Below are 20079 nucleotides of genomic sequence, written 5' to 3'. Positions count from 1 at the left end.
CGAAAGCGCAGGCCACTTACGCCGCAGTCGCGTTCACCACGCCGACGATGAGCGACGCATTCACCGTCGACGTCCCGGTCCGCTACCGCGACCTGGACACGCTGGAACACGTCAACAACGCCGTCTACGCGACCTACCTCGAGGAGGCGCGGGTCGCCTACCTCGACGAGGTGCTCGACGTCCGCGTCGAGGAGTACGACTTCGTGCTCGCACACCTCGAACTCTCCTACGAACGGCCCGTCACGATCGACGACGACCTCGCCGTCGTCGTCCGGACGACCGACCTCGGCGAGACGAGCTGGACGCAGGCGTACGACCTCCGGGTCGACGGCGAGGCCGCCGCGACCGGCGAGACGACGCTCGTCTTCGTCGATCCCGAGGCGAAGCGGCCGAGACCGATCCCCGACGACGCCCGCCGGAAGATCGAGGCGTTCGAGGGCCTCGAAGCGCGGTAACGGTTCTCCGACTCACTCGATTCTCCCGCCCGTCAGCCGGACGGTGCCGAAAACGCGCGTCTCGTCGGCGACCGCGGCCGCCCGCTCGCGGAGGCGACCGTGGGCGGTGGCGATCCGCTCGTCGAGCAGCCGACGGGGGTCGCGCTCGTACCGGAGTTTCGTCGTCGGCGGCGTCGAGAGGACGACGACGGCGTGGAAGACGGCGTTAACGAGCGGGGCGTACGGCCGCCGGCTGCTCGCGGCGTTGAGGAGCACGACGCGCCCGCCGGGGGCGACGAGGTCGCACCAGTCGTCGACCGCGCCGGCCGGGTCGGGGAGCATCCCGGCGACGAACGCCGCGAGCACGGCGTCCGCGTCGCCGGCGTCGACCGGCGGCCGCGTCGCGTCGCCGCGGACGACGTGGACCTCGTCGTAGCCGGCGGTCAGGTCGCGCGCGCGGTCGAGTGCCGGCCGGGTGACGTCGACCCCGATCACCGTCCCCTCGGGGCCGACGGCCTCGCGCAGGTAGGGCAGGTTCGCGCCCGTCCCACAGCCCATCTCGACGACGGTGTCGCCGGGGTCGAGCCGACAGGCCGCCGCGGCGCGCCGCCTGAGGGCGGCGATTCCGGGGGTTCGCCGCGCCAGCAGGTCGTAGAGGCGGGCCCAGCGGCCGTAGAACGTCTGGACGTCCTCGCTCATCTCAGAGCAGCGCCCGGACCGCGTCCGCGACGGACTCGGCGTCCGGGCCGAGCACGTAGGTCAACGGCTCGATCCCCTGGCCGCCGGTCTGGTAGAGGACGGACGCCTCGGGTACCTCCTCGATCGCCGCGCCGACGCTGGAGGCGACGTCGCCGGACTCGTCGAACTCCGCGAGGACGTGTCCCTGCTCTTCCAGCGTGGCCAGCAGTTCCGGGTCGTACCGGACGTTGATCGCCGCGGCGGCGTCGCTGCCGTGGCGCCGGGCCGCCAGCAGGACGGTCGCGACGTGCTCGGAGACGCCGAACTCGGGGTCCGCGGGCACCCGCGCCTGACCTTTCACGTCGAAGATCCGTCCGGGGACGCCCGCGACGTCGTCGACGTCGGTCGCGTCGGGGACGCAGGCGACGAGGTTCGAGCCGACCGCGGGGATGAGCCCCGCGAAGCCGCTCGCGTTCTTCAGGATGCGCAGTCCGCGCCGGAGCGACGAGAGGACCCGCTCGCTCGTGCGGACGTCGCTGTCGGGGTCGTGAACCCGGAAACTCGCGTCGTGGTCGGCCAGTTCGGGGACGGCCTCCTCGTGGAGGCGCGCGAGGAGGTCGCCGCCGGCTTCGAGTTCGCGGATCAGCACCTCGGCCTCGACGAGCGCCTGCGCGGGCGTCACGTGGCCGTCGGCGAGTCCGTCGGCCAGCCGCTCGACGAGGTCGCGGACGCGCTCGTCGTCGGCGATCCGGTCGTTCGTCGTGACGCCGCCGTGTGCGTACTTCGAGACGGCGCTCTGGCTGATCCCCAGCACCTCGGCCACCTCGCTCTGGGTGAGCCCGCGGTCGCGGAGTTCGCCGGCCAGCAGCGAGCGCAGCGTCGGCAGGAACTCCTCCACGACGATCTCTTCGACGAATTTCATTCGTACGCTGGGGGTACGGCCGCACTCGGGATAACTGTGGGTCCTCCGCGGCCCCGGCGGCGCCTGAGAAACGCCCCAACCAAACTATACCCGGGCGGCGTACGGCGTCACGATGAGCGACCTCTCCCGACGCGACTACGTCGCGGTCGCGGCGCTCGGCGGCGTCGCGGCGCTCGCGGGCTGTACCGAGTCCGGCGAACCCGACGATCCGTCGCGGATCTCGGATCCGGACGGCGAGTCGACAGCCGACGGAATCCCCTCGCTCCGGATGGACACCGCCGACTTCGCCTCCGCCCGGCAGTTCGACAACGACACCTACGAGCGACTGCACGCCACCCGGAAGCGGCGGGCGATCGAGACGCTCCTCGCCGACCCCGAGGTCCACGACCTCGTCGGCGACTGGATCGGGACCTTCGAGGCGTACGAGGTGCTCACGAACCACCTGGAGACGATCAGCCTCCAGGGGCCGACCTCGCTGACCGTGCGCGAGCGTGGCTTCCCGGACGGCGACGAGGCCGAGTTCGAGGTCACGGCCGAGAACCGGCGGACGGTCTACGGGCTCGTCGACCGTCGCCGCGACGAGATCGTCGCACTCGAGATCACCGACCCGCAGGACGTCGGCTGGACGGTGACCCAGAACGCCTACCAGATGGCGCTCGGGCAGGCGATCCACGACGCCGAGCCGGTCCGGGAGGCCCTCGGGGACGTGAGCGAGCGGGAGTGGTACCCGTCGTGGAAGGGCGCGGCCGGGGGCTACACCGGACTCGGGCAGGCGGACCTCCGTCACGGCCACGGCGGGACCGCGGTGATGCACGTGAAAGACGGCGACGACGTACGCATAATCAGCGCGTTCGTCGACGGCTCGGACCCGCAGAACCCCGTCGTCGTGGACGTCGCCGTCCTCGACCACGCCGTGGAGTACCCGCTCTACGAACTCGTCGAGACGATCGAACCGGCCGCGGAGTCGGTGCTCGACGCCGTCCCGGACGTGCCGACCGAGCAGCGCCCGTACTACACGGCCAACGACGGCTACCACCGGATCGAACCCCCCGACGAGTCGTTCGAGCAGGACGAGTGGGCGGTCGAGTGGGAGCCCCCCGACGCGCAGGGCGTCACCCTCTCCGCGTCGTACCGGGGCAGTCCCGTGTTCGAGGCGATGAACAGCCCGATCACGTTCACCGGCTACTACCTGCCCCCGCGGGAGGGACGGAACACCCGCGAGTGGTACTTCCCGGACGACGACACCGTGTTCAGCGGCGACCTCCTCTTCTGGGACGTCCACAGTTCGACCGTCGGCGGCCCGGGGCTGCTCGGGAAACTCGACTTTCCGGCCCGCGACGGCACGCCGAGTGGCTTCCAGCTGAAGTCCCACTACCACTCCAGCGCGGTCGGACGGGAGAGCGTGGACTTTCACTCCGGGCTCCGCTTTGGCCCCTACAACTACGACATCGCCTACGAGTTCTACGCCGACGGGGTGTTCTCGCCGGTCTTCCGGCGGACCGGCCCCGGCTTCGTCACGCGGTTCCTCCGGAAAGTCGAGGAGAACGCCGAGAGCTACGGGGAGGGCGGCGCCTACGAGGAGCCGGTCGTCCAGCACTACGTCTCGACGCAGGCGATCGACGTGACGCCCGGGACCGACGACGGCGCGACGGTCGAGTTCTTCGACGGCGAGGAGTGGACGACCCCCGAGGCGGAGTTCTACCTCGAAGGCGAGCCGGGAACGATCGTCCGGTTTGGCAACCCCGACGGGCCGGAGGCGGTCGAGATTCCCCTGCGGGACGATCTGGAGGTCGTCGTCGTGCGCCGGGACGGGGCGGAGATCGGTCCGGGCGAGGCCGCCGCCCACCGGCGGTCCGACGAGGGGACGCCCTCTCACCTGTACCACCCCGCCCAGTACGTCGACGGTCAGCCGATCCAGGGGGAGCGGGTGATCGTCTGGCTGCTCGTGCTCGGGGCGATCGATCAACTGCCACACCCGTCGGGGGTGACGAACTTCGTCACGACGGCGCGGCTGGAGCTCTCGGGGTACTGAGGATGTGTCCCACCGACGACCGGACGGAGCCGAGCGCGACGCCGGACCGGTCCCGCAGGGCGTTCGTGCGCGCGGCGGTCGCGACCGGCGGGAGCGCCGCGCTCGCGGCCTGCCTCGGGGGCGAGCAGTCGGTGGACGCCCCGCCGGGCGTCGCGGACCCCGACTCGCTCCCCGAGCGACAGCACGCCTGGAACGACACGTTGCGGACGGACGAGGACGGCAACGTCAGGCCGCCAGCCCACCACGTCTTCCTCGGCCTGTCGCTGACGCGCGACCCGGACGCCACGGCCCGCGAGACCGTGGCGACGGCCCTGCGCGCGGTCGAGCGAGCGACGGCGCGACGCCCCGACGGCGTCCTCTTCACGCTGGGGTACACGCCGGCGTACTTCGACCGGTACGACGCGGCCCTCGACGCCGTCGCCCTCCCGGAGCCGGACCCGATCGTCGTCCTCGCCGCCGAGAGCGACGTGACCGTGGACGCGAACGACGCGCTCTTGCACCTCGCGAGCGACGACGCCGCCACGGTACTGGCCGTCGAAGAGGCCCTGTTCGGCGACCGCGAACGGCTCAACGGCCGGTCGCCGTCGGCGTCGCTCGACGGGGTCTTCGAGCGGACGGACCGCCGGACGGGGTTCGTCGGGCCGGGGCTGCCGGCCGCCCGGCAGGAGGGCCTCGACGGCGTCCCGGCGGGCGAACCGGTGCCCGAGGCGGCGCCGTTCTTCATGGGCTTCCGGTCGGGGTTCCGGGAGAGTCAGGCGACCGAGGATCGGGTGACGATCCGGGAGGGGCCGTTCGCCGGCGGCACGACACAGCACTTCGAGACGCTCGAACTCGATCTGGAGGGGTGGTTCGAGGAGAGCACCCACGAGAACCGCGTCGCGCGGCTTTTCAGCCCCGACCACGCCGAGCGGGAGTCGGTCGGCGAGTACGGCGACCGCCTCGGCACCGACGCCGGCGCCGCCGCGGTCGCCGACGAGGCCCACGACCACGCCCGCGAGCACGGTATCGTCGGCCACGCACAGAAGGTCGCCCGGGCGCGCGAGGACGGGGAGCCGGCGTTGCTCCGGCGCGACGTCAACACGACCGACGGCGACGTCGCCGGCCTCCACTTCGTCTCCCTCCAGCGGGAACTGGCCGCGTTCACCCGCGCGAGGCGGGCGATGGTCGGCGCGGAGTTTCGCCGACACGGGGTCGGCCCGCGGCAGGGCAACGGCATCCTCCGGTACGTTCGGCTCCGGCGCTGGGGGAGCTACCTCGTCCCGCCGCGGCGCCACCGGGCACTGCCGAGGCCCGATCCGGGAGCCTGAGAGAGCGAGGACCGAACGCCGGTCCCGGTCAGTCCTCGCCGCCTCGCCCGTCGCCGCCGAACTCCTCGTCGACGCCGATGCGAGAGGCCTGCGGGCCGGCCTGATCCTGATACTTCGAGCCGCGCTCGCTCCCGTAGGGGCGCTCGGCGGGCGTGCGCAGTTCGGTGAAGATGAGCTGGGAGATGCGCATCCCCGGCGTGAGCGCGACCGGGGCGGTGCCGAGGTTGGAGAGTTCGAGCGTGATCTGGCCGCGGTAGCCGGGGTCGACGATGCCGGCGGTGGCGTGGACGACGACCGCGAGCCGGCCGATCGACGACCGCCCCTGGACGTGCGCGATGAGGTCCGGGGGGATCTCGACGCGCTCGTGGGTCGTCCCGAGGACGAAGTCGCCGGGGTGGAGGATGAAGTCGTCGCCCTCCTCGACGACCGTCTCGGTGACGTACTCGTCGACCTCGCGCGCCGAGTCGGGGTGGATACAGGGGATGTTCGTCCGGCGGAACTCGAGGAACTGCCGGTCCAGCCGGAGGTCGACGCTCGCGGGCTGGATCTGCAGGTCGGGGTCGTCGAGGGGGTCGACGACGAGGTCGCCCGCCTCGAGTCTGGCGAGGATGTCCGCGTCCGAGAGGATCATGTGCGGGGAGTCGCGGGGCGCGGTGTAAAAGCTCCCGGAACGGGGCGGCTATTCGAGGGCGTCCTCGATGGCCGACTCGATGGTCTCCCACTCGTAGTTCTCGGTGACCTCGCCGTCGACGACGACCGTGGGCGTTCCCTCGACGCCGGCGTCCGCCCCGCGCCCGCGCTCGGCTTCGAGGTCGTCCCGGTAGGCGCCCTCTTCGGCGTCGGCCGCCACGGCCTCGCCGTCGACGCCGACCCCGTCGGCGACGGCCGCGATCGTCTCGTAGGAGTAGTCGCCGAGGTGTTCGTAGATCTCGCTTACGAACGGCCAGAACGCCTCGTCGCCGCCACGTTCCTGGACCGACCGCGCCGCGCCCGCCACGGCCCACGACCACGTCTCGTCGACCGGGATTGGGAAGTCGCGGTGTTCGTACCTGACGTGGCCGGGGTCGACGTACGCGGCCTCGATCCGCGGGTAGACGCCCAGCGCGTACTGCGCGCAGTGCGGACAGCTGAAGTCCTCGAAGGCCATCACGGTGACGTCGGCGTCCGGATCGCCGGCGACCGCCGGCGGCAGGACGTCATCGCCGGATAGCTCGAACTCGTCGTCGTCGCCGTCACCGATACAGCCGGCGACGCCCACGAGCGCCGTCGTCGCCGCCGCGCGCTTCGCGAACGCCCGTCGCGAAATGTCCATACCTCGGCTACCGAGTCGACGGTCAAATAGGTAGCGGGATCGGTGGGGCCTTTAGGCCTCGCGTCGACGCCGGTCGTATGAAGCAGGCCATCGTCGCCCGCACGGACGTCGGGATGGGCACGGGAAAGCTCGCCGCGCAGGTCGCCCACGCCTCGCTGTCGGCCTACGAGAAGGCCGACGAGCGCGCCCGCCGGCGCTGGAAGGACGGCGGCCAGAAGAAGGTCGTCCTGAAGGGCTCCGGCGAGCGCGAACTGTACGAACTGTCGGAGATCGCCGACCGCGAGGGACTGCCGAACGCCGTCGTCCGCGACGCGGGCCACACCCAACTCGAACCGGGGACCGTCACCGCGCTCGCGGTCGGCCCTGCCGAGGACGACCTCGTCGACCGCGTGACGGGCGACCTCTCGCTGCTCTGAGCCGCCGTCCGCCTCGCCGCCTCGCCAACGCCTTTGCCCGTGGGCGCCCTCCGACAGCCCATGACGACGGACCCCCACGGCGACCCGCCCGTCGAGCGCGCCGGCGCCACCCTCGCCGACGCCGCGGCGGCGCTGATCCTCGTCCACGGCCGCGGCGCGCGGGCCCGCGGGATGCTCGACTTCGCGGCCGAGATCGACCGGGACGACGTCGCGTACGTCGCGCCGCAGGCCCACCGGGGGACGTGGTACCCGAACTCCTTCCTCGCCGATCTGGAGGCCAACCAGCCACACCTCGACTCCGCGCTCGCGGTCCTCGATTCGCTCGTCGCGGACGTGACCGCGGGAACGCTCGACGACGGGGACGGCGGCGACGGTGTCCCGTCCGATCGGATCGTCCTGCTCGGCTTCTCGCAGGGGGCCTGCCTCGCGACCGAGTACGCCGCCCGGAACTCCCGCCGGTACGGCGGCGTCGTCGCCCTCTCGGGCGGGCTGATCGGGGACGAACTCGACCCCGATCGATACCGGGGCTCGCTGGACGGGACCCCCGCCTTCTTCGGCTGTAGCGACCGCGACCCGCACGTCCCCGTCGAGCGCGTCCACGACACCGTCCGCCTCTACGAGGACCGCGGCGCCGACGTCACCGAACGGATCTACGAGGGGATGGGCCACACCGTCGTCGAGGACGAACTCGCGTACGTCCGCGACCTCGTCGCCGACGTCGCGGACTGATCGTCGACGGCAGCGGGTCGTCCGCCGGTGGTAAACCGGTTCGATAGCCCCTAGGAGCAGTTATGCTGTGGGGAGTGGTACCGTACATCGACCATGCAAGCAGCAACGTATCACGACCGAGGGGACATTCGCGTCGAAGACGTCGACGAAGGGGACGTCGGTCCGGAACAGGTCCGAATCGAGGTCGATTCCTGCGGCATCTGCGGCTCGGACCTCCACGAGTACGCCGCCGGCCCCATCTTCGTACCCGCCGACGAACCGCACCCGGTGTCACGGGAGACCGCGCCGATCCGAATGGGACACGAGTACAGCGGCGTCGTCACCGGGGTCGGTTCGGCGGTGACCGACTTCGAACCCGGCGACGCCGTCGCCGTCAACCCGATCCTCTACTGCGGCGAGTGTCGCCAGTGTCGGCGCGGTGCGTACCACATCTGCGATTCGATCGGGTTCGTCGGCCTCTCGGGCGGCGACGGCGGATTCGCCGAGAGCGCCGTCCTCGACGCGGAGCGCGTCGTTCCGCTCGGCGACGACGTCCCGGTCGAGTACGGCGCGCTGGTCGAACCGCTGGCCGTCGCCCTCCACGCGGTGCGTCGCTCCGGACTGCAGGCCGGCGACTCGGTAGCGGTGTTCGGGAGCGGCCCGATCGGACTGGCCGTCGTCCAGTGTGCCCGGGTGGCCGGCGCGGGGACGATCTACGTCTCGGAACCGCGGGCGGCGAGACGCGAGCGCGCGAGCGAGTGCGGGGCCGACGTACTCGTCGATCCGTCGAGCACGGACGCCGTCGAGGAAATCGCGACGGCCACCGGCGGGGGCGTCGACGTCGCGTTCGAGGTCGCGGGCGTCGAGGCCTCGTACAACGCGGCGGTCGAGAGCACGGCGCCGGGCGGCCTGACGACGGTCGTGAGCATCTGGGAGGAGGAAGTGAGCAGCCACCTGAACACCGTCGTCCTCGGCGAGCGGACGGTGACCGGCACCCTCGCGTACCTCGGCGGGCCGCGGGCCGACGAGGAGTACGGGATGGTGATCGAGATGCTGGCCGACGGACGCCTCGACCCCGACCCGTTCATCACCGGCCGCATCGGCCTCGAAGAGATCGTCGAGGACGGGTTCGAGCGGCTCCTCGACCCCGAGAGCGATCACGTGAAGATCCTCGTCAAGCCGAACTGAGCCCACGTTCGAGGGGTTCGATCGACGGAAACGAGTCGATCGAACCCCGACGACCGAGAACGAACCGGTTTACCGTCGGCGCACCAAACGGACGGCAGCCAGCATGCGCCGAGCCCACCCGACCGAGCAGGCCGTCGGCATCGAGTACTACGTCAGCGAGACCGACGGGGTCGGCGGCCGCCTGCGCGCGGACGACGCCGACTTCCGCGTGCGCGAACTCGAACGCTTCCCGACCGAACCCGTCGACGCGCCGACCGACGCCTACCCGCACCTCGTCTTCCGGGCCACCCTGCGCGGGTGGGACACCAACGACTTCGCCGCCCGGCTCTCGGACGCGCTCGGAATCTCCCGCGAGCGCGTCTCGTGGGCCGGCACGAAGGACAAGCACGCGGTCACCACCCAGCTATTCTCCGTCTACGGCGCCGACCCCGCGGCCCTCCCCGACGTGAACGGCGCGGCGATCGAGGTGCTCGGCCGGGCGGGCCGGGCGATCGAGTTCGGCGACCTCGCGGGCAACGCGTTCGAACTCGTCGTGAGCGACGCCGACGCGCCGGCAAACGCCGCGGCGATCACCGAGGAGTTGCGGGCGTTCGGCGGCCGCGAGGACGGGACGATCGGCGTCCCCAACTTCTTCGGCGGGCAACGGTTCGGCAGTCGCCGGCCGATCACCCACGAGGTCGGACTCGAAATCGTCCGCGGGAACTGGGAGGAGGCGGTGCTGGCGTACGTCGGCCGGCCGTCCGAGGCCGAACCGGAGGGAACCCGCGCCGCGAGGGAGTTCGTCGCGGAGAGTCGCGACTGGAGCGAGGCGCTCGACCGCTTCCCGAACCGCCTGCGGTACGAGCGCTCGATGCTGCACGAACTCGCCGAGTGCGACGGCGACCCCGGCCCCGAGACCTTCCGCCGGGCGCTCGAACGGGTCCCCTCCAACCTCCAGCGGCTGTTCGTCCACGCCGCCCAGTCGTACGCGTTCAACCTGATGCTGAGCGCGCGCCTCGAACGGGGGCTGCCGTTCGACCGGCCGGTCGCGGGCGACGTGGTCTGTTTCGCCGACCGGGACGCCCCCGAGGGCCTCGAACTGCCCGACACCGACCGCGAGCAGCGCGTCGACGAGCGCCGGGTGCGCTCGGTCGCGCGCCACTGCGAGCGCGGGCGGGCGTTCGTCACCGCGCCGCTCGTCGGGACGGAGACGGACCTCGCCGACGGCGAGCAGGGCGAGATCGAACGCGCCGTGCTCTCCGACCTCGACCTCTCGCCGGCGGACTTCGACCTGCCGGGGGAGTTCCACTCGACGGGGACGCGTCGAGCGATCCTCGTCCGGACCGACCTCGACCTCGGCCGGGAGCCGCTGACGCTGTCGTTCGCGCTGCCGAAGGGGTCGTACGCGACGGTCGTGATGCGCGAGTACCTCAAGGTCGATCCGGTCGCGCTGGGGTAGCTGACGGTCTTTTGTCCGCGGGCGTCGAACCCGGACCGGGCGACGGCATCGCCTGCCCCGAGTGCGAGGCGGTCGTCGCCGAGGGGTCGGTCTACTGCAGCAACTGCGGGGCGAAACTCGCCGACGCGATGGCGGGGCCCTGAGCCGGCGTCGAAAACGCGCCAATTTTAGGTCGCCGACCGCAACCACCGCCATGGAGTGCCGGCAGTGTGCCTCGCCGCTCGACCGCCCCGGCGACTACTGTCTGGTCTGTCGCGAGGCCAACGCCGACGCGGTCGTCCTCGACGCGGCCCGCGACCGGGCGACGCTCACCATGCTCGACGGGGAGGCACGCGTCGGCGCGACGACCGTCACGACGACGCCCGAGGAGGGCGAGGCCGAGATCGTCGAACTGCGGAACTTCGCGGGCCGGATCGGCGACGAGATCCGCCGCAAGCGCCCCGAGGAGGTGTACGCGGCCGGCGACCGCGACGTCATCAGGGCCGTCCGGCGGGACGTCCACTACCCGTTTTATCGCGTCGACGGCGACGACCCCGTGGAGACGGTACTCGACCGGCGCGAGGGCCGCGCGCTCGACGTCGTCGATCTGGCGCCCGCGGAGAAGATCGGCGGCAGCCACTCGACGCTGATCGGCGGGCGGGCGGGGATGCGCGCGATTCGGGTCGTCGCGGACCACCCGCACGTCAAGAAGGTGATCCCGGGACCGATCGACGCCGGCGGCACCGGATCGCAGTCGGGCCTGCGCGCGAAGGTGACCCGCGCGGACGACGGCGGCAACGTCCGGATGCTGCTGCGCGACGGGTCGAGCGTCCAGGAGAACCGCGTGGTGACGACCGCCCGCGACCGCGAACTCGGCGAGGTGATCCGCGAGGACCTCAACGACGCGCTCGTCGAGGAGGGGCTTCGGTGACCGCCCGCCTCCCGATGACGGTCGCTCGCCGATGGAAGTGACAGCGCTCGCCGGTTGTCGGCCCCTTTTCCGCCCGCGGGTAATTAGATCTAATTAGCCGTGATCGAACGCGCGGACGCAGTGCTGGCCGTCGTCCCCCTGCTCGCGATGAGCGGACTCGCCCTCCGGACGGCCATCGCCGCGACCGGGGTCGGGACCGGACTGCTCGCGGTGCCGCTCGCGCCGGCGGGCTACCTCGCCGCGTTCGCGGTGATCGTCCGGGAACTGCTCGCGGGGCCGGCCGCCCGGCGAGCGGCCGACGGCGGCGACGAGCGCTCGTAACTCAACAGGTTTATCTGGCCGCTTCGGGTACGTTGCGGTACCATGGCCGAACGACGGAAAGGAAAGGTCGGCAGCGCGGGACGGTTCGGCGCTCGCTACGGTCGCGTCGCGCGCCGTCGCGTCACCGAGATCGAAGACGACATGCGCAACTCCCAGGTCGACGGCGACGACGTCACCCGCGTCGGCACCGGCATCTGGAAGAACGAGGAGACCGGCGAGGTCTTCACCGGCGGCGCCTACCGCCCCGAGACGCCCGCCGGCCGGACGGTCCGGCGGTCGATCCGGGCCGCACTGGCCGACGACGGCGACGAGTGACCTGAACGCGCATGAGCTACAAGTGCTCCCGCTGTAAACGCGACGTCCAGCTCGACGAGTACGGCGGCGTCCGCTGTCCGTACTGTGGCCACCGCGTTCTGCTGAAAGAGCGCAGCCGGGACGTCAAGGAAGTCGACGTCGAGTAACCGATCTCCGAGGTTTGTTCTCCCACGACGCGGTCCTCGAGTTCGAGTACGACGACCGGCGGCGGGCGCGGATCGTCGCCGAGAGCGTCGCCCGCGAGGTCGGCGAGATAGACGACGAGCGCTCGCGGACGACCATCGACCGCGACTGCCGGACCGTACGGATCGAGGTCGACGCCCGCGACCTCGTCGCGCTTCGAGCGGCGCTGAACACCTGGTTCGGGCTAACCGACGTCGCCGAACGGGCCGCCGCGGTCGGCGACGGCGACGAACGCGCCTGAGACGCCGTCGACGGGCCGGCCGACGCCGACGGAACGCAAAGCTTGGCTTTATCAGTCCGGAGGGCAAGGGTCGAGGTATGCAAGGAAATCTGCCCCCCGAGGCACAGGAGAAGATCGAGGAACTGCAGGGACTCCAGGAGACCGCCCAGACGGTCGCCGTCCAGAAGCAGGAGGCCGACTCCTCGCTCACCGAGGCCGAGAACGCCCTCGACGAACTCGATGACATCGACGAGGAGACGACGATGTACCGGCAGATCGGCGAACTGCTCGTCGAGACCGACTACGACGAGGCCGAGGAGGACCTCGAAGAGAAGGTCGACAACCTCGAGATCCGCCTCGAAACCCTCGAGAAGCAGGAAGAACGCGTCCAGGAGCAGTTCGAGAAGCTTCAGGAAGAGCTTCAGGAGATGCTCGGCGGCGCGGGCGGCGCGATGGGCGGCCCGACCGGCCCCGGCGGCCCGGGCGCCGGCGGCGCGTAAGCGATGTCGACCGAGGACCCGTCCGACGAGGCGGTCGTGCGGACCGCCGCCGACGCCGCCGAGGAGGTGATATTCTCGCGGTACAAGCAGTCTACGGTCCGCGACTACGACGTCACCGTCGTCTTCGAGGACGGGGTGCTCGAAGTGGACGTCTACCTCAACGCCCCCGACGAGGCCGGCGGCCCCGATCCCGAGGTCGTCGCCGACGACGCCGCGCTGGCCGCGCGGCGGGCGGTCGACGACCTGTTCGGGGAGTGACCCACAGTTTCGTTGACGGCGATTACTACCACGAGAGAATCTTCCATCCGCTTAATGCGACCGTTGGCCCTCGGTCTACCTGTGGGGTACCGACGTCGGTGACCGGAACGGCCGAGTGACTTCCGGGTTATTTCGGCGGATAGAGAGCGCCTCGCGAACCGACCGGGCGGTCCCCGGTGTGACCCCGGAGTGCGAGGCCGTACCGGCCCGACACCGACGCCGCCACGAGACATGATACGAGACGAGAACGAGCAGCGGACGTTGTGGACGGAGCCGGTCGACGACGTTCTAGACCGGGTCGACGTATCGATGGACGAGGGTCTGACCGAGTCGGAAGCCGAGCGCAGACGCGAGCGGTTCGGGTCCAACGAGTTGCGCGACGCCGAGCGACGACGCTGGTGGGAGATCCTCGCGGCGCAGTTCGAGAGCGTCATCGTCTTGCTACTCGCGGTCGCGGCCGGCGGGGCGTTCCTGCTGGGGGACGTCGTCGAAGGGGCCGCGATCGTCGCCGTCCTCGTCGTCAACGGGATCATCGGCTTCGTCACCGAGATGCGGGCCGTCAGTTCGATGGAGAGCCTACAGGAGATGACGGAGATCGAAGCCCGGGTCCGGCGCGACGGCGACGACCGGGAGATTCCGGCGGACGAACTGGTCCCGGGCGACGTCGTCGTCGTCGAAGCCGGCGACGTCGTTCCGGCCGACCTGCGGGTGGTCGAGCCGTCCAGACTCCAGGTCGACGAGTCGGCGCTCACCGGCGAGTCCGTCCCCGTCGGGAAGACGAACGATCCCGTCGACGCGGACGCGCCCCTGGCCGACCGGGAGAACATGCTCTACAAGGGGACGTATGTGACGCGAGGGACCGCCGAGGCGGTGGTCGTGGCCACGGGGACGGAGACGGAACTGGGGCGGATCTCGGCGTCGCTCCGGGAGGCCGCCGAGGAGAAGACCCCGCTGCAGGAGAAACTCGACGAGCTCGGCCGGACGCTCGTTCCGTTCCTGCTCGTGGTGGCGACGATCGTGCTCGTCTCCGGCTGGCTCAGGGGTCAGGACCCGTTCCTGATGGTCGAGACGGCCATCGCGCTGGCGATCGCGACGGTGCCGGAGGGGCTGCCCGTCGTCGCCACGCTGGTGCTCGCGAGGGGGATGTGGCGGATGGCGGACCGCAACGCGCTCGTCACCGACCTCGCCTCCGTCGAGACGCTCGGCTCCACCGACGTCATCTGTACCGACAAGACCGGCACGCTGACGAAAAACGAGATGACCGTCGCCGCCTACGAACTGGCGACCGGTTCGGTCGAGGTCGCCGACGACGCAGTCGAGACGTTTCGCCGCGACGGCGAGACGCGGGACGAGCCGCGGGACCCCGTTTTGCGGGCGGCCCTCGAAGTCGGCGTGCTCTGTAACGACGCCTCCGTGACCGGGGCCGACGGCGAGACCGAGGCGACCGGCGATCCCATGGAGGTCGCGCTGCTGCTCGCGGGGCTACACGGCGGCTTCGATCGGGACGCCCTCCTCGACGAGACGCCGCAGGTCCGGGAGGTCGCCTTCGACCCGTCGGTCAAGATGATGGCGACGTACCACGAGGTCGACGAGCGGTACGCGGTCGCCGTGAAGGGCGCCCCGGAGGCGGTCGTCGACGCGTCCACCCGGCTGGTGACGGACGAGGGGGTCGAGGAGCTATCGCCGAGCGAGCGCGCGGCGTGGATCGAGAAGAGCGATCGGATGGCCGACGACGGGCTACGCGTCCTCGCGCTCGCCAGAAAGACCGTCGACAGCCCGGAGGAACGACCGTACGAGGATCTGGCGCTGATCGGGCTGGTCGGCCTGATCGACCCGCCCCGCGAGGAGGTCGGGCCGACCGTCCGGCGGTGTCAGGACGCCGGGATGCGCGTCGTCATGGTGACCGGCGATCACGCGGGGACGGCCAGAAACGTCGCCCGGAGCGTCGGGCTCGTCGACGCCGACGACGCCGAGGTCGTCGAGGGACGCCACCTCGACGACCCCGAACGCCTCTCCGAGGAGGAGGTCGACCGCTTCGTGAGCGCGTCCGTCTTCGCCCGGGTCAGCCCCGAGAACAAACTCGACCTGATCGACCTCCACCAGACAGTCGGCTCCATCGTCGCCATGACCGGCGACGGGGTCAACGACGCGCCGGCGCTGAAAAGCGCCGACATCGGCGTCGCGATGGGCCAGCGGGGAACCCAGGTCGCCCAGGAGGCGTCGGACATGATCCTCCAGGACGACAACTTCGGGAGCATCTACCACGCCGTCAGGGAGGGGCGGATCATCTTCAGCAACATCCGGAAGTTCGTGTTGTACCTCATGTCCTGTAACCTCAGCGAACTGCTGGCCATCCTGCTCGCCTCGCTGCTCGGCTTCCCGCTGCCGCTACTTCCCCTGCAGATCCTGTTTCTCAACGTCGTGACCGACGTCTTCCCGGCGTTCGCGCTCGGGGCCTGCGAGGGCAGCGAAGACGTCATGGAGAGGCCGCCGCGGGATCCCGACGAACCGATCATGACGCGGACCAACTGGGCCGAACTCGGGCTGTACGGGGTCCTGATCTCGGCCGCGACCGTCGGCGCGCTCGCCGTCGCCGGCGACCTGTACGCCGGGGGGATGGGGACCGAGGAAGCCGTCACGGTCTCGTTCCTCACGCTGGCGTTCGCCCAGCTCTGGCACGTCTTCGACATGCGGGAGATCAGCGCCGACGCCCTCCGGAACGAGGTCACGGAGAACCGGTACGTCTGGGGCGCGCTCGCGCTGTCGGCACTGCTCCTCGCCGGCGCCGTCTACCTGCCCGGCGTCTCGCTGGCGCTGCGCACCGCCCCCATCGGCCCGGAGGGGTGGCTGGTGGTGTTCGGGATGAGCCTGCTCCCCGTCGCCGTCGCCCAGACGGAACGCGAGTTCCGCCGGCGGTTCGGGACGCCCGACTTCGGGGCGCGGTTCGAACGCGTGGAGGAGGCGCTTCCTCGGCTCCACTGAACTCCGAACCCACCGCATCGCGACGGCCCCTCCCACACGGACCGCGGCCGCGTCGCCCGGCCGAGGGCGGTAACTGGTGACACACGTCCGAAACGGATTTCCGGCCGGCCGGAGACCTCGGATCGAGGTCCATGGAGACCCTCTCGTTCGTCTGAGTCGGGTTCGCCCCGCCGCGACGGCCCGAGCGCCGTCCAGTGGCGTCGCGACCCGGCTCCCGTTCGTTTCTGATAGTCCCGGCTCCGCCGTTCGCGTTCGGGCCGGGGCGGGTACCGCCGTCGATCACACGCCAGTCACACTACCGTCACGAATGCGAACGTCACGAACGAACGAAGCGAACGAAGCGAACGGAATCGACGCTATCGTCGCGGCCCGGTCGGCGTCGGGCCCCGTCGAGACCGACGAGATCGAAGCGCTCGCGAGCGCCGCCGGCTACGAAGTCGTCGACGCGGTGACGCAGGTCGGCCCCGAGGACCCGGGGACGCACTTCGGGAGCGGCAAGGCCGCCGAACTCGCCGCCCGCGCCGCGGACCTGGGCGCGGGCACCGTCGTCGTCGACGGTTCCCTCACGCCCGGCCAGCACCACGCGCTCGAACGCCGCCTGCCCGACGGGACGCGCCTGCTCGACCGCTATCGGCTCGTCCTCGGGATTTTCGAGCGAGGGGCGGGGAGCCGCCGGGCGCGACTGCAGGTCGAACTGGCCCGGCTCCGGTACGACCTGCCGCGGCTGATCGAGTCCGCCGACGAGGGCCTGCTCAACGAGGTCACCGAGAGCGGGACGCCCGTCTACGACGTCCGCGACCGGATCGACCGACTGGAGCGCACGCTAGACGACCTGCCGGACCCGACCGAACAGTTCAGGCGACGCCGCCGCGAGCAGGGGTTCGACCTCGTGACGCTCGCGGGCTACACGAACGCCGGGAAGTCGACCCTGCTGCGGCGGCTGGCCGACGACGTCTCTTTCGCGGACGGCGACGCCGCCGCGGGTGGCGCGACCGCCGGTGCCGACGCGGTCTCCGGGAAGGACGCCGCGGCGTCGGTCGCCGACCGGCTGTTCGAGACCCTGGAGACGACCACCCGGCGGGCGACGCTGGAGGGGCGGCCCACGCTCGTCACGGACACGGTCGGCTTCGTCGACGACCTCCCACACGACCTCGTGCGGTCGTTCAGCGCGACGCTCTCGGAGGCCGGGGCCGCCGACGTCGTCGTCCTCGTCGCGGACGCGAGCGACCCCGTCGAGACGTTCCGCGAGCGCCTCGCCGTCTCGCTCGACGCGCTCGCCGAGCAGGGCGTCGAGGACGAGCGGATCGTCCCGGCGCTGAACAAGGTCGACCTGCTCGGGGCCGACGAACGGGCGCGACGGGTCGCGCTCGCCGAGGACCGCGCGCCCGCGTCCGCGGCGGCGCCGATCCCGGTGAGCGTCCGCGAGGGGACGAACCTCGGGGCGCTCGTCGACGCGGTCCTGAACCGACTCCCGACGGACCGGGCGACGATCCGGCTGCCCAACTGCGACGAGGCGATGCGGGTCGTCTCGCGGGCGTACGACCGGACGGCGGTCGACGACGTCGACTACGCCGGGGACGCGGTCACCCTGCGGTGTCGCGGCCGGCCGTCGGTCCTCGAACGGCTGCGGGCGTCGGCGCGGGGGATCGACGGCTGAGCGGGTACAGCCCGCCTCACCGTCGTCTCCGGCCTCGCCGGCGAGGGGCGGGTCCGTGTCCGCACACAGGGTGACCGCTCGTCCGGTCCGACCGTCGGTCGGTCGCGCGCCGGCCCGCCGTCAGGCGGACTCGCAGATGGCGAGGAAGTTCTCGAAGACCGCCTCGCCCTCCTCGGTGTGGGCGACCTCGGGGTGCCACTGGACGCCGTAGAGGTTCCGGTCGGCGTCGCTCATCGCCTCGACGCCGCAGACGTCGCTTCTCGCGGTGCGGTCGAACCCCTCGGGCACCGCCTTGACCTCGTCGGCGTGGCTCGCCCAGACGCGCGTCTCGGGGGCCAGCGAGCCGATCAGCGGGTCCTCCTCGTCGAGCACCTCGACGGTGACGTCGGCGTAGCCGCCGTACTCGCCGCCGCCGACGCGGCCGCCGAGTTCCGCGGCCATCAGTTGCATCCCGAGACAGATGCCGAGGACGGGCACGTCGGCGTCGAGGTACGCCGCCGAGCGGCCGATCCGGTCCATGTCCGGGCCGCCGGAGAGGACCACGCCGTCGGCGTCGACGTCCTCGGGCGGGGTGTCGTTGTCGATCAGGTCGGCGTCGACGCCGAGGTCGCGAAGCGCCCGGTGTTCGAGGTGGGTGAACTGCCCGTGGTTGTCCACCACGACGATTTTCGTCATTGGAGAGCGGTAGCGACCCGAGCGATAAAAACGGTCCGAACCGGGAAACCGGACGATCGTTGACCGGGATTCCCGGTACGCTTATAGCGGCGTCGGGCCAGCGTGTACCCATGGCACTCGACCGCGCGCAGTTCGAGCACCCGTCGTGGCTGACCGCCGCGGGCACCGGCGTCGGCTACCTCCTGATCCTCCTCCTGCTGTTCGTCGCGCTGTTCGTCCTGCCGTACCTCGCGTTCGCGACGCTGGGCGCGCCGTGACGGCGAGGACGAGGACACACGCGAGGTCGTAAAAACGCGGCGGCTACGGGCTGAAACTGGAGAAAACGGGCGTCGAGCCGAGCGATCAGGCGAAGGTCTTCGAGACCTCGGCGTTCTCCTCGGCCTCGGCCTGTACCTTCTTCCAGGCCTCGCGGAAGTCCTCCATCCGGATCTCGGTGCGGTCGTCGCGGATGGCGAACATGCCGGCCTCGGTGCAGATCGCCTTGATGTCGGCGCCGGAGGCGTCCTCGGCCTCGGCGGCCAGCGCCTCGAAGTCGACGTCGTCGGCGACGTTCATGTCGCGGGTGTGGATCTTGAAGATGAGTTCGCGCCCCTCCTCGTCGGGCTTTGGCACCTCGATGAGGCGGTCGAACCGGCCCGGGCGCAAGATGGCGCGGTCGAGCATGTCGAAGCGGTTCGTCGCCGCGATGATCCGGATCTCGCCGCGCTCCTCGAAGCCGTCCATCTCCGAGAGCAGTTGCATCATCGTCCGCTGGACCTCGGCGTCGCCGGAGGTCTTCGACTCCGTGCGCTTGGCGGCGATGGCGTCGATCTCGTCGATGAAGATGACGGCGGGTTCGTGGTCGCGGGCGACGTCGAAGAGGTCGCGGACGAGTTTGGCGCCCTCCCCGATGAACTTGTGGACGAGTTCGGAGCCGGCCATCTTGATGAAGGTGGCGTCGGTCTGGTTGGCGACGGCCTTCGCCAGCATCGTCTTGCCCGTCCCCGGCGGCCCGTAGAGCAACACGCCCGACGGCGGCTCGATGCCGACGTTCTGGAACATCTCGGGTTTCTCGAGGGGCATCTCGACGGTCTCGCGGACCTCCTGGAGCTGTTCGTCGAGGCCGCCGATGTCCTCGTAGCTGACGTCCGGGCTCTCGGTCACTTCCATCACGCGGGCGCGGACGTCGGTCTCGTTGGAGAGGGTCTTGACGATAGATAGAGAGTTGTTGACCGCGACGCGAGCGTCCGGCTGGAGTCGCTCGCGCATCTCCTCGGTGACCTCGGTCAGCGCCTCCTGGTTGTTCCCGTGCTGTTTGATGATGACGCCCTCGTCGGTGAGTTCCTGGACCGTGGCGACGAAAAGCGGGGACTGCTTGAGCTTCTTGTTCTCGTGGGTGAGTCGCTCGAGCTTTTGCTGGTACTTGTTGTTCTCGGCGTTCGCGTCGAGGAGTTTGTCGCGCATCTCCTCGTTTTGCGACTCGAGGACCTCCAGGCGTTCCTCGAGCGCCCGTATTTTCTCCTGTTGGGACGCCTCGTCCTCGTCGTAAGGGAGGTCGACGTCGTCCACAGTGTCGCTCATCACGCAGTCGTAGGGCGTTGCCTCTTAAGAGGCTTCGGGTAGGGTACCCGCCTCGCGGAAATT

The 20079-nt window shown here is 70.8% G+C and carries 24 protein-coding genes; 18 read left to right on the top strand and 6 right to left on the bottom strand.

The features are described 5' to 3' along the window. Window positions 1–47 precede the first annotated feature (47 nt). On the top strand, window positions 48–455 hold the full coding sequence (locus NKG98_RS00120; protein WP_254767712.1) for an acyl-CoA thioesterase: 408 nt from the start codon (window positions 48–50) through the stop codon (window positions 453–455). Window positions 456–467: 12 nt separating this feature from the next. Here NKG98_RS00120 and NKG98_RS00115 read toward each other — a convergent pair whose 3' ends face one another. Together NKG98_RS00115 and NKG98_RS00110 are read right to left on the bottom strand one after the other, a co-directional pair. After that, a complete protein-coding gene (locus NKG98_RS00115; RefSeq protein WP_254767711.1) occupies window positions 468–1133 on the bottom strand; it encodes a class I SAM-dependent methyltransferase in 666 nt (221 codons plus the stop codon). Window position 1134: 1 nt separating this feature from the next. Further along, complete coding sequence (locus NKG98_RS00110) at window positions 1135–2034, bottom strand: thiamine-phosphate synthase family protein (protein WP_254767710.1); 900 nt, start codon at window positions 2032–2034, stop codon at window positions 1135–1137. Between the two features lie 112 nt (window positions 2035–2146). Between NKG98_RS00110 and NKG98_RS00105 the strand changes: the two genes are divergently transcribed. Both NKG98_RS00105 and NKG98_RS00100 read left to right on the top strand, forming a co-directional pair. Further along, window positions 2147–4066, top strand: a complete 1920-nt coding sequence (locus tag NKG98_RS00105; RefSeq protein WP_254767709.1) for a hypothetical protein — start codon at window positions 2147–2149, stop codon at window positions 4064–4066. Window positions 4067–4068: 2 nt separating this feature from the next. Then, window positions 4069–5373, top strand: coding sequence for a DUF7405 family protein (locus NKG98_RS00100; protein WP_254767708.1), 1305 nt, complete (start codon window positions 4069–4071; stop codon window positions 5371–5373). Between the two features lie 28 nt (window positions 5374–5401). On the opposite strand, the gene dcd is transcribed toward NKG98_RS00100, so the two are convergent. Continuing rightward, window positions 5402–6004: a dCTP deaminase gene (dcd, locus tag NKG98_RS00095; protein WP_254767707.1), complete on the bottom strand. Its 603-nt coding sequence runs from the start codon at window positions 6002–6004 to the stop codon at window positions 5402–5404. A 48-nt stretch (window positions 6005–6052) separates the two neighbouring features. Then, window positions 6053–6685 (bottom strand): DsbA family protein, encoded by a 633-nt coding sequence (locus NKG98_RS00090; protein WP_254767706.1) that lies wholly within the window; start codon window positions 6683–6685, stop codon window positions 6053–6055. 77 nt (window positions 6686–6762) lie between these two features. On the opposite strand from NKG98_RS00090, the gene pth2 reads away from it, so the two are divergent. From pth2 to hflX, 14 genes are all read left to right on the top strand, one after another. Beyond that, complete coding sequence (pth2, locus tag NKG98_RS00085) at window positions 6763–7101, top strand: peptidyl-tRNA hydrolase Pth2 (RefSeq protein ID WP_254767705.1); 339 nt, start codon at window positions 6763–6765, stop codon at window positions 7099–7101. A 60-nt stretch (window positions 7102–7161) separates the two neighbouring features. Further along, window positions 7162–7830 (top strand): alpha/beta hydrolase, encoded by a 669-nt coding sequence (locus NKG98_RS00080; protein ID WP_254767704.1) that lies wholly within the window; start codon window positions 7162–7164, stop codon window positions 7828–7830. A gap of 93 nt (window positions 7831–7923) precedes the next feature. Further along, on the top strand, window positions 7924–8997 hold the full coding sequence (locus tag NKG98_RS00075) for a 2,3-butanediol dehydrogenase (protein WP_254767703.1): 1074 nt from the start codon (window positions 7924–7926) through the stop codon (window positions 8995–8997). 103 nt (window positions 8998–9100) lie between these two features. Beyond that, the gene (truD, locus tag NKG98_RS00070) at window positions 9101–10435 is read left to right on the top strand and encodes a tRNA pseudouridine(13) synthase TruD (protein ID WP_254767702.1); all 1335 of its coding nucleotides are present in this window, start codon (window positions 9101–9103) and stop codon (window positions 10433–10435) included. An 11-nt stretch (window positions 10436–10446) separates the two neighbouring features. Further along, window positions 10447–10578, top strand: a complete 132-nt coding sequence (locus NKG98_RS00065) for a zinc-ribbon domain-containing protein (protein WP_254767701.1) — start codon at window positions 10447–10449, stop codon at window positions 10576–10578. A gap of 50 nt (window positions 10579–10628) precedes the next feature. After that, entirely contained in the window at window positions 10629–11345 is a 717-nt protein-coding gene (locus NKG98_RS00060; protein ID WP_254767700.1) for a DUF2103 domain-containing protein, read from the top strand. Window positions 11346–11444: 99 nt separating this feature from the next. After that, the gene (locus tag NKG98_RS00055) at window positions 11445–11666 is read left to right on the top strand and encodes a hypothetical protein (protein WP_254767699.1); all 222 of its coding nucleotides are present in this window, start codon (window positions 11445–11447) and stop codon (window positions 11664–11666) included. Window positions 11667–11708: 42 nt separating this feature from the next. After that, window positions 11709–11981, top strand: a complete 273-nt coding sequence (locus NKG98_RS00050; protein WP_254767698.1) for a 60S ribosomal protein L37a — start codon at window positions 11709–11711, stop codon at window positions 11979–11981. A gap of 11 nt (window positions 11982–11992) precedes the next feature. Next, window positions 11993–12127: a DNA-directed RNA polymerase subunit P gene (locus NKG98_RS00045; protein WP_049922995.1), complete on the top strand. Its 135-nt coding sequence runs from the start codon at window positions 11993–11995 to the stop codon at window positions 12125–12127. Between the two features lie 14 nt (window positions 12128–12141). Then, on the top strand, window positions 12142–12405 hold the full coding sequence (locus NKG98_RS00040) for a KEOPS complex subunit Pcc1 (protein ID WP_254767697.1): 264 nt from the start codon (window positions 12142–12144) through the stop codon (window positions 12403–12405). A gap of 77 nt (window positions 12406–12482) precedes the next feature. Continuing rightward, complete coding sequence (locus NKG98_RS00035; RefSeq protein WP_254767696.1) at window positions 12483–12884, top strand: prefoldin subunit beta; 402 nt, start codon at window positions 12483–12485, stop codon at window positions 12882–12884. 3 nt (window positions 12885–12887) lie between these two features. Continuing rightward, window positions 12888–13142 carry a DUF3194 domain-containing protein gene (locus tag NKG98_RS00030; RefSeq protein ID WP_254767695.1) on the top strand — a complete coding sequence of 85 codons (255 nt, stop codon included), beginning with the start codon at window positions 12888–12890 and terminating at the stop codon, window positions 13140–13142. Between the two features lie 231 nt (window positions 13143–13373). Further along, window positions 13374–16124 carry a cation-translocating P-type ATPase gene (locus NKG98_RS00025; protein WP_254767694.1) on the top strand — a complete coding sequence of 917 codons (2751 nt, stop codon included), beginning with the start codon at window positions 13374–13376 and terminating at the stop codon, window positions 16122–16124. A gap of 307 nt (window positions 16125–16431) precedes the next feature. Next, a complete protein-coding gene (hflX, locus tag NKG98_RS00020; RefSeq protein ID WP_254767693.1) occupies window positions 16432–17781 on the top strand; it encodes a GTPase HflX in 1350 nt (449 codons plus the stop codon). A 120-nt stretch (window positions 17782–17901) separates the two neighbouring features. Here the strand turns inward: hflX and NKG98_RS00015 are convergent, their stop codons facing one another. Next, window positions 17902–18456: a GMP synthase subunit A gene (locus tag NKG98_RS00015; protein ID WP_254767692.1), complete on the bottom strand. Its 555-nt coding sequence runs from the start codon at window positions 18454–18456 to the stop codon at window positions 17902–17904. A gap of 110 nt (window positions 18457–18566) precedes the next feature. Here NKG98_RS00015 and NKG98_RS00010 point away from each other — a divergent pair, with 110 nt between their 5' ends. Continuing rightward, a complete protein-coding gene (locus NKG98_RS00010; protein ID WP_254767691.1) occupies window positions 18567–18713 on the top strand; it encodes a hypothetical protein in 147 nt (48 codons plus the stop codon). 85 nt (window positions 18714–18798) lie between these two features. Here NKG98_RS00010 and pan1 read toward each other — a convergent pair whose 3' ends face one another. Beyond that, complete coding sequence (gene pan1 / locus NKG98_RS00005; protein ID WP_254767690.1) at window positions 18799–20016, bottom strand: proteasome-activating nucleotidase Pan1; 1218 nt, start codon at window positions 20014–20016, stop codon at window positions 18799–18801. Between the last annotated feature and the right edge of the window lie 63 nt (window positions 20017–20079).

It is taken from the genome of Salinilacihabitans rarus (genome assembly GCF_024296665.1).
Taxonomy (GTDB): domain Archaea; phylum Halobacteriota; class Halobacteria; order Halobacteriales; family Natrialbaceae; genus Salinilacihabitans; species Salinilacihabitans rarus.
Note: the sequence above shows the minus strand (reverse complement) of the source record. Positions and strands in the feature narration are given on the sequence as shown.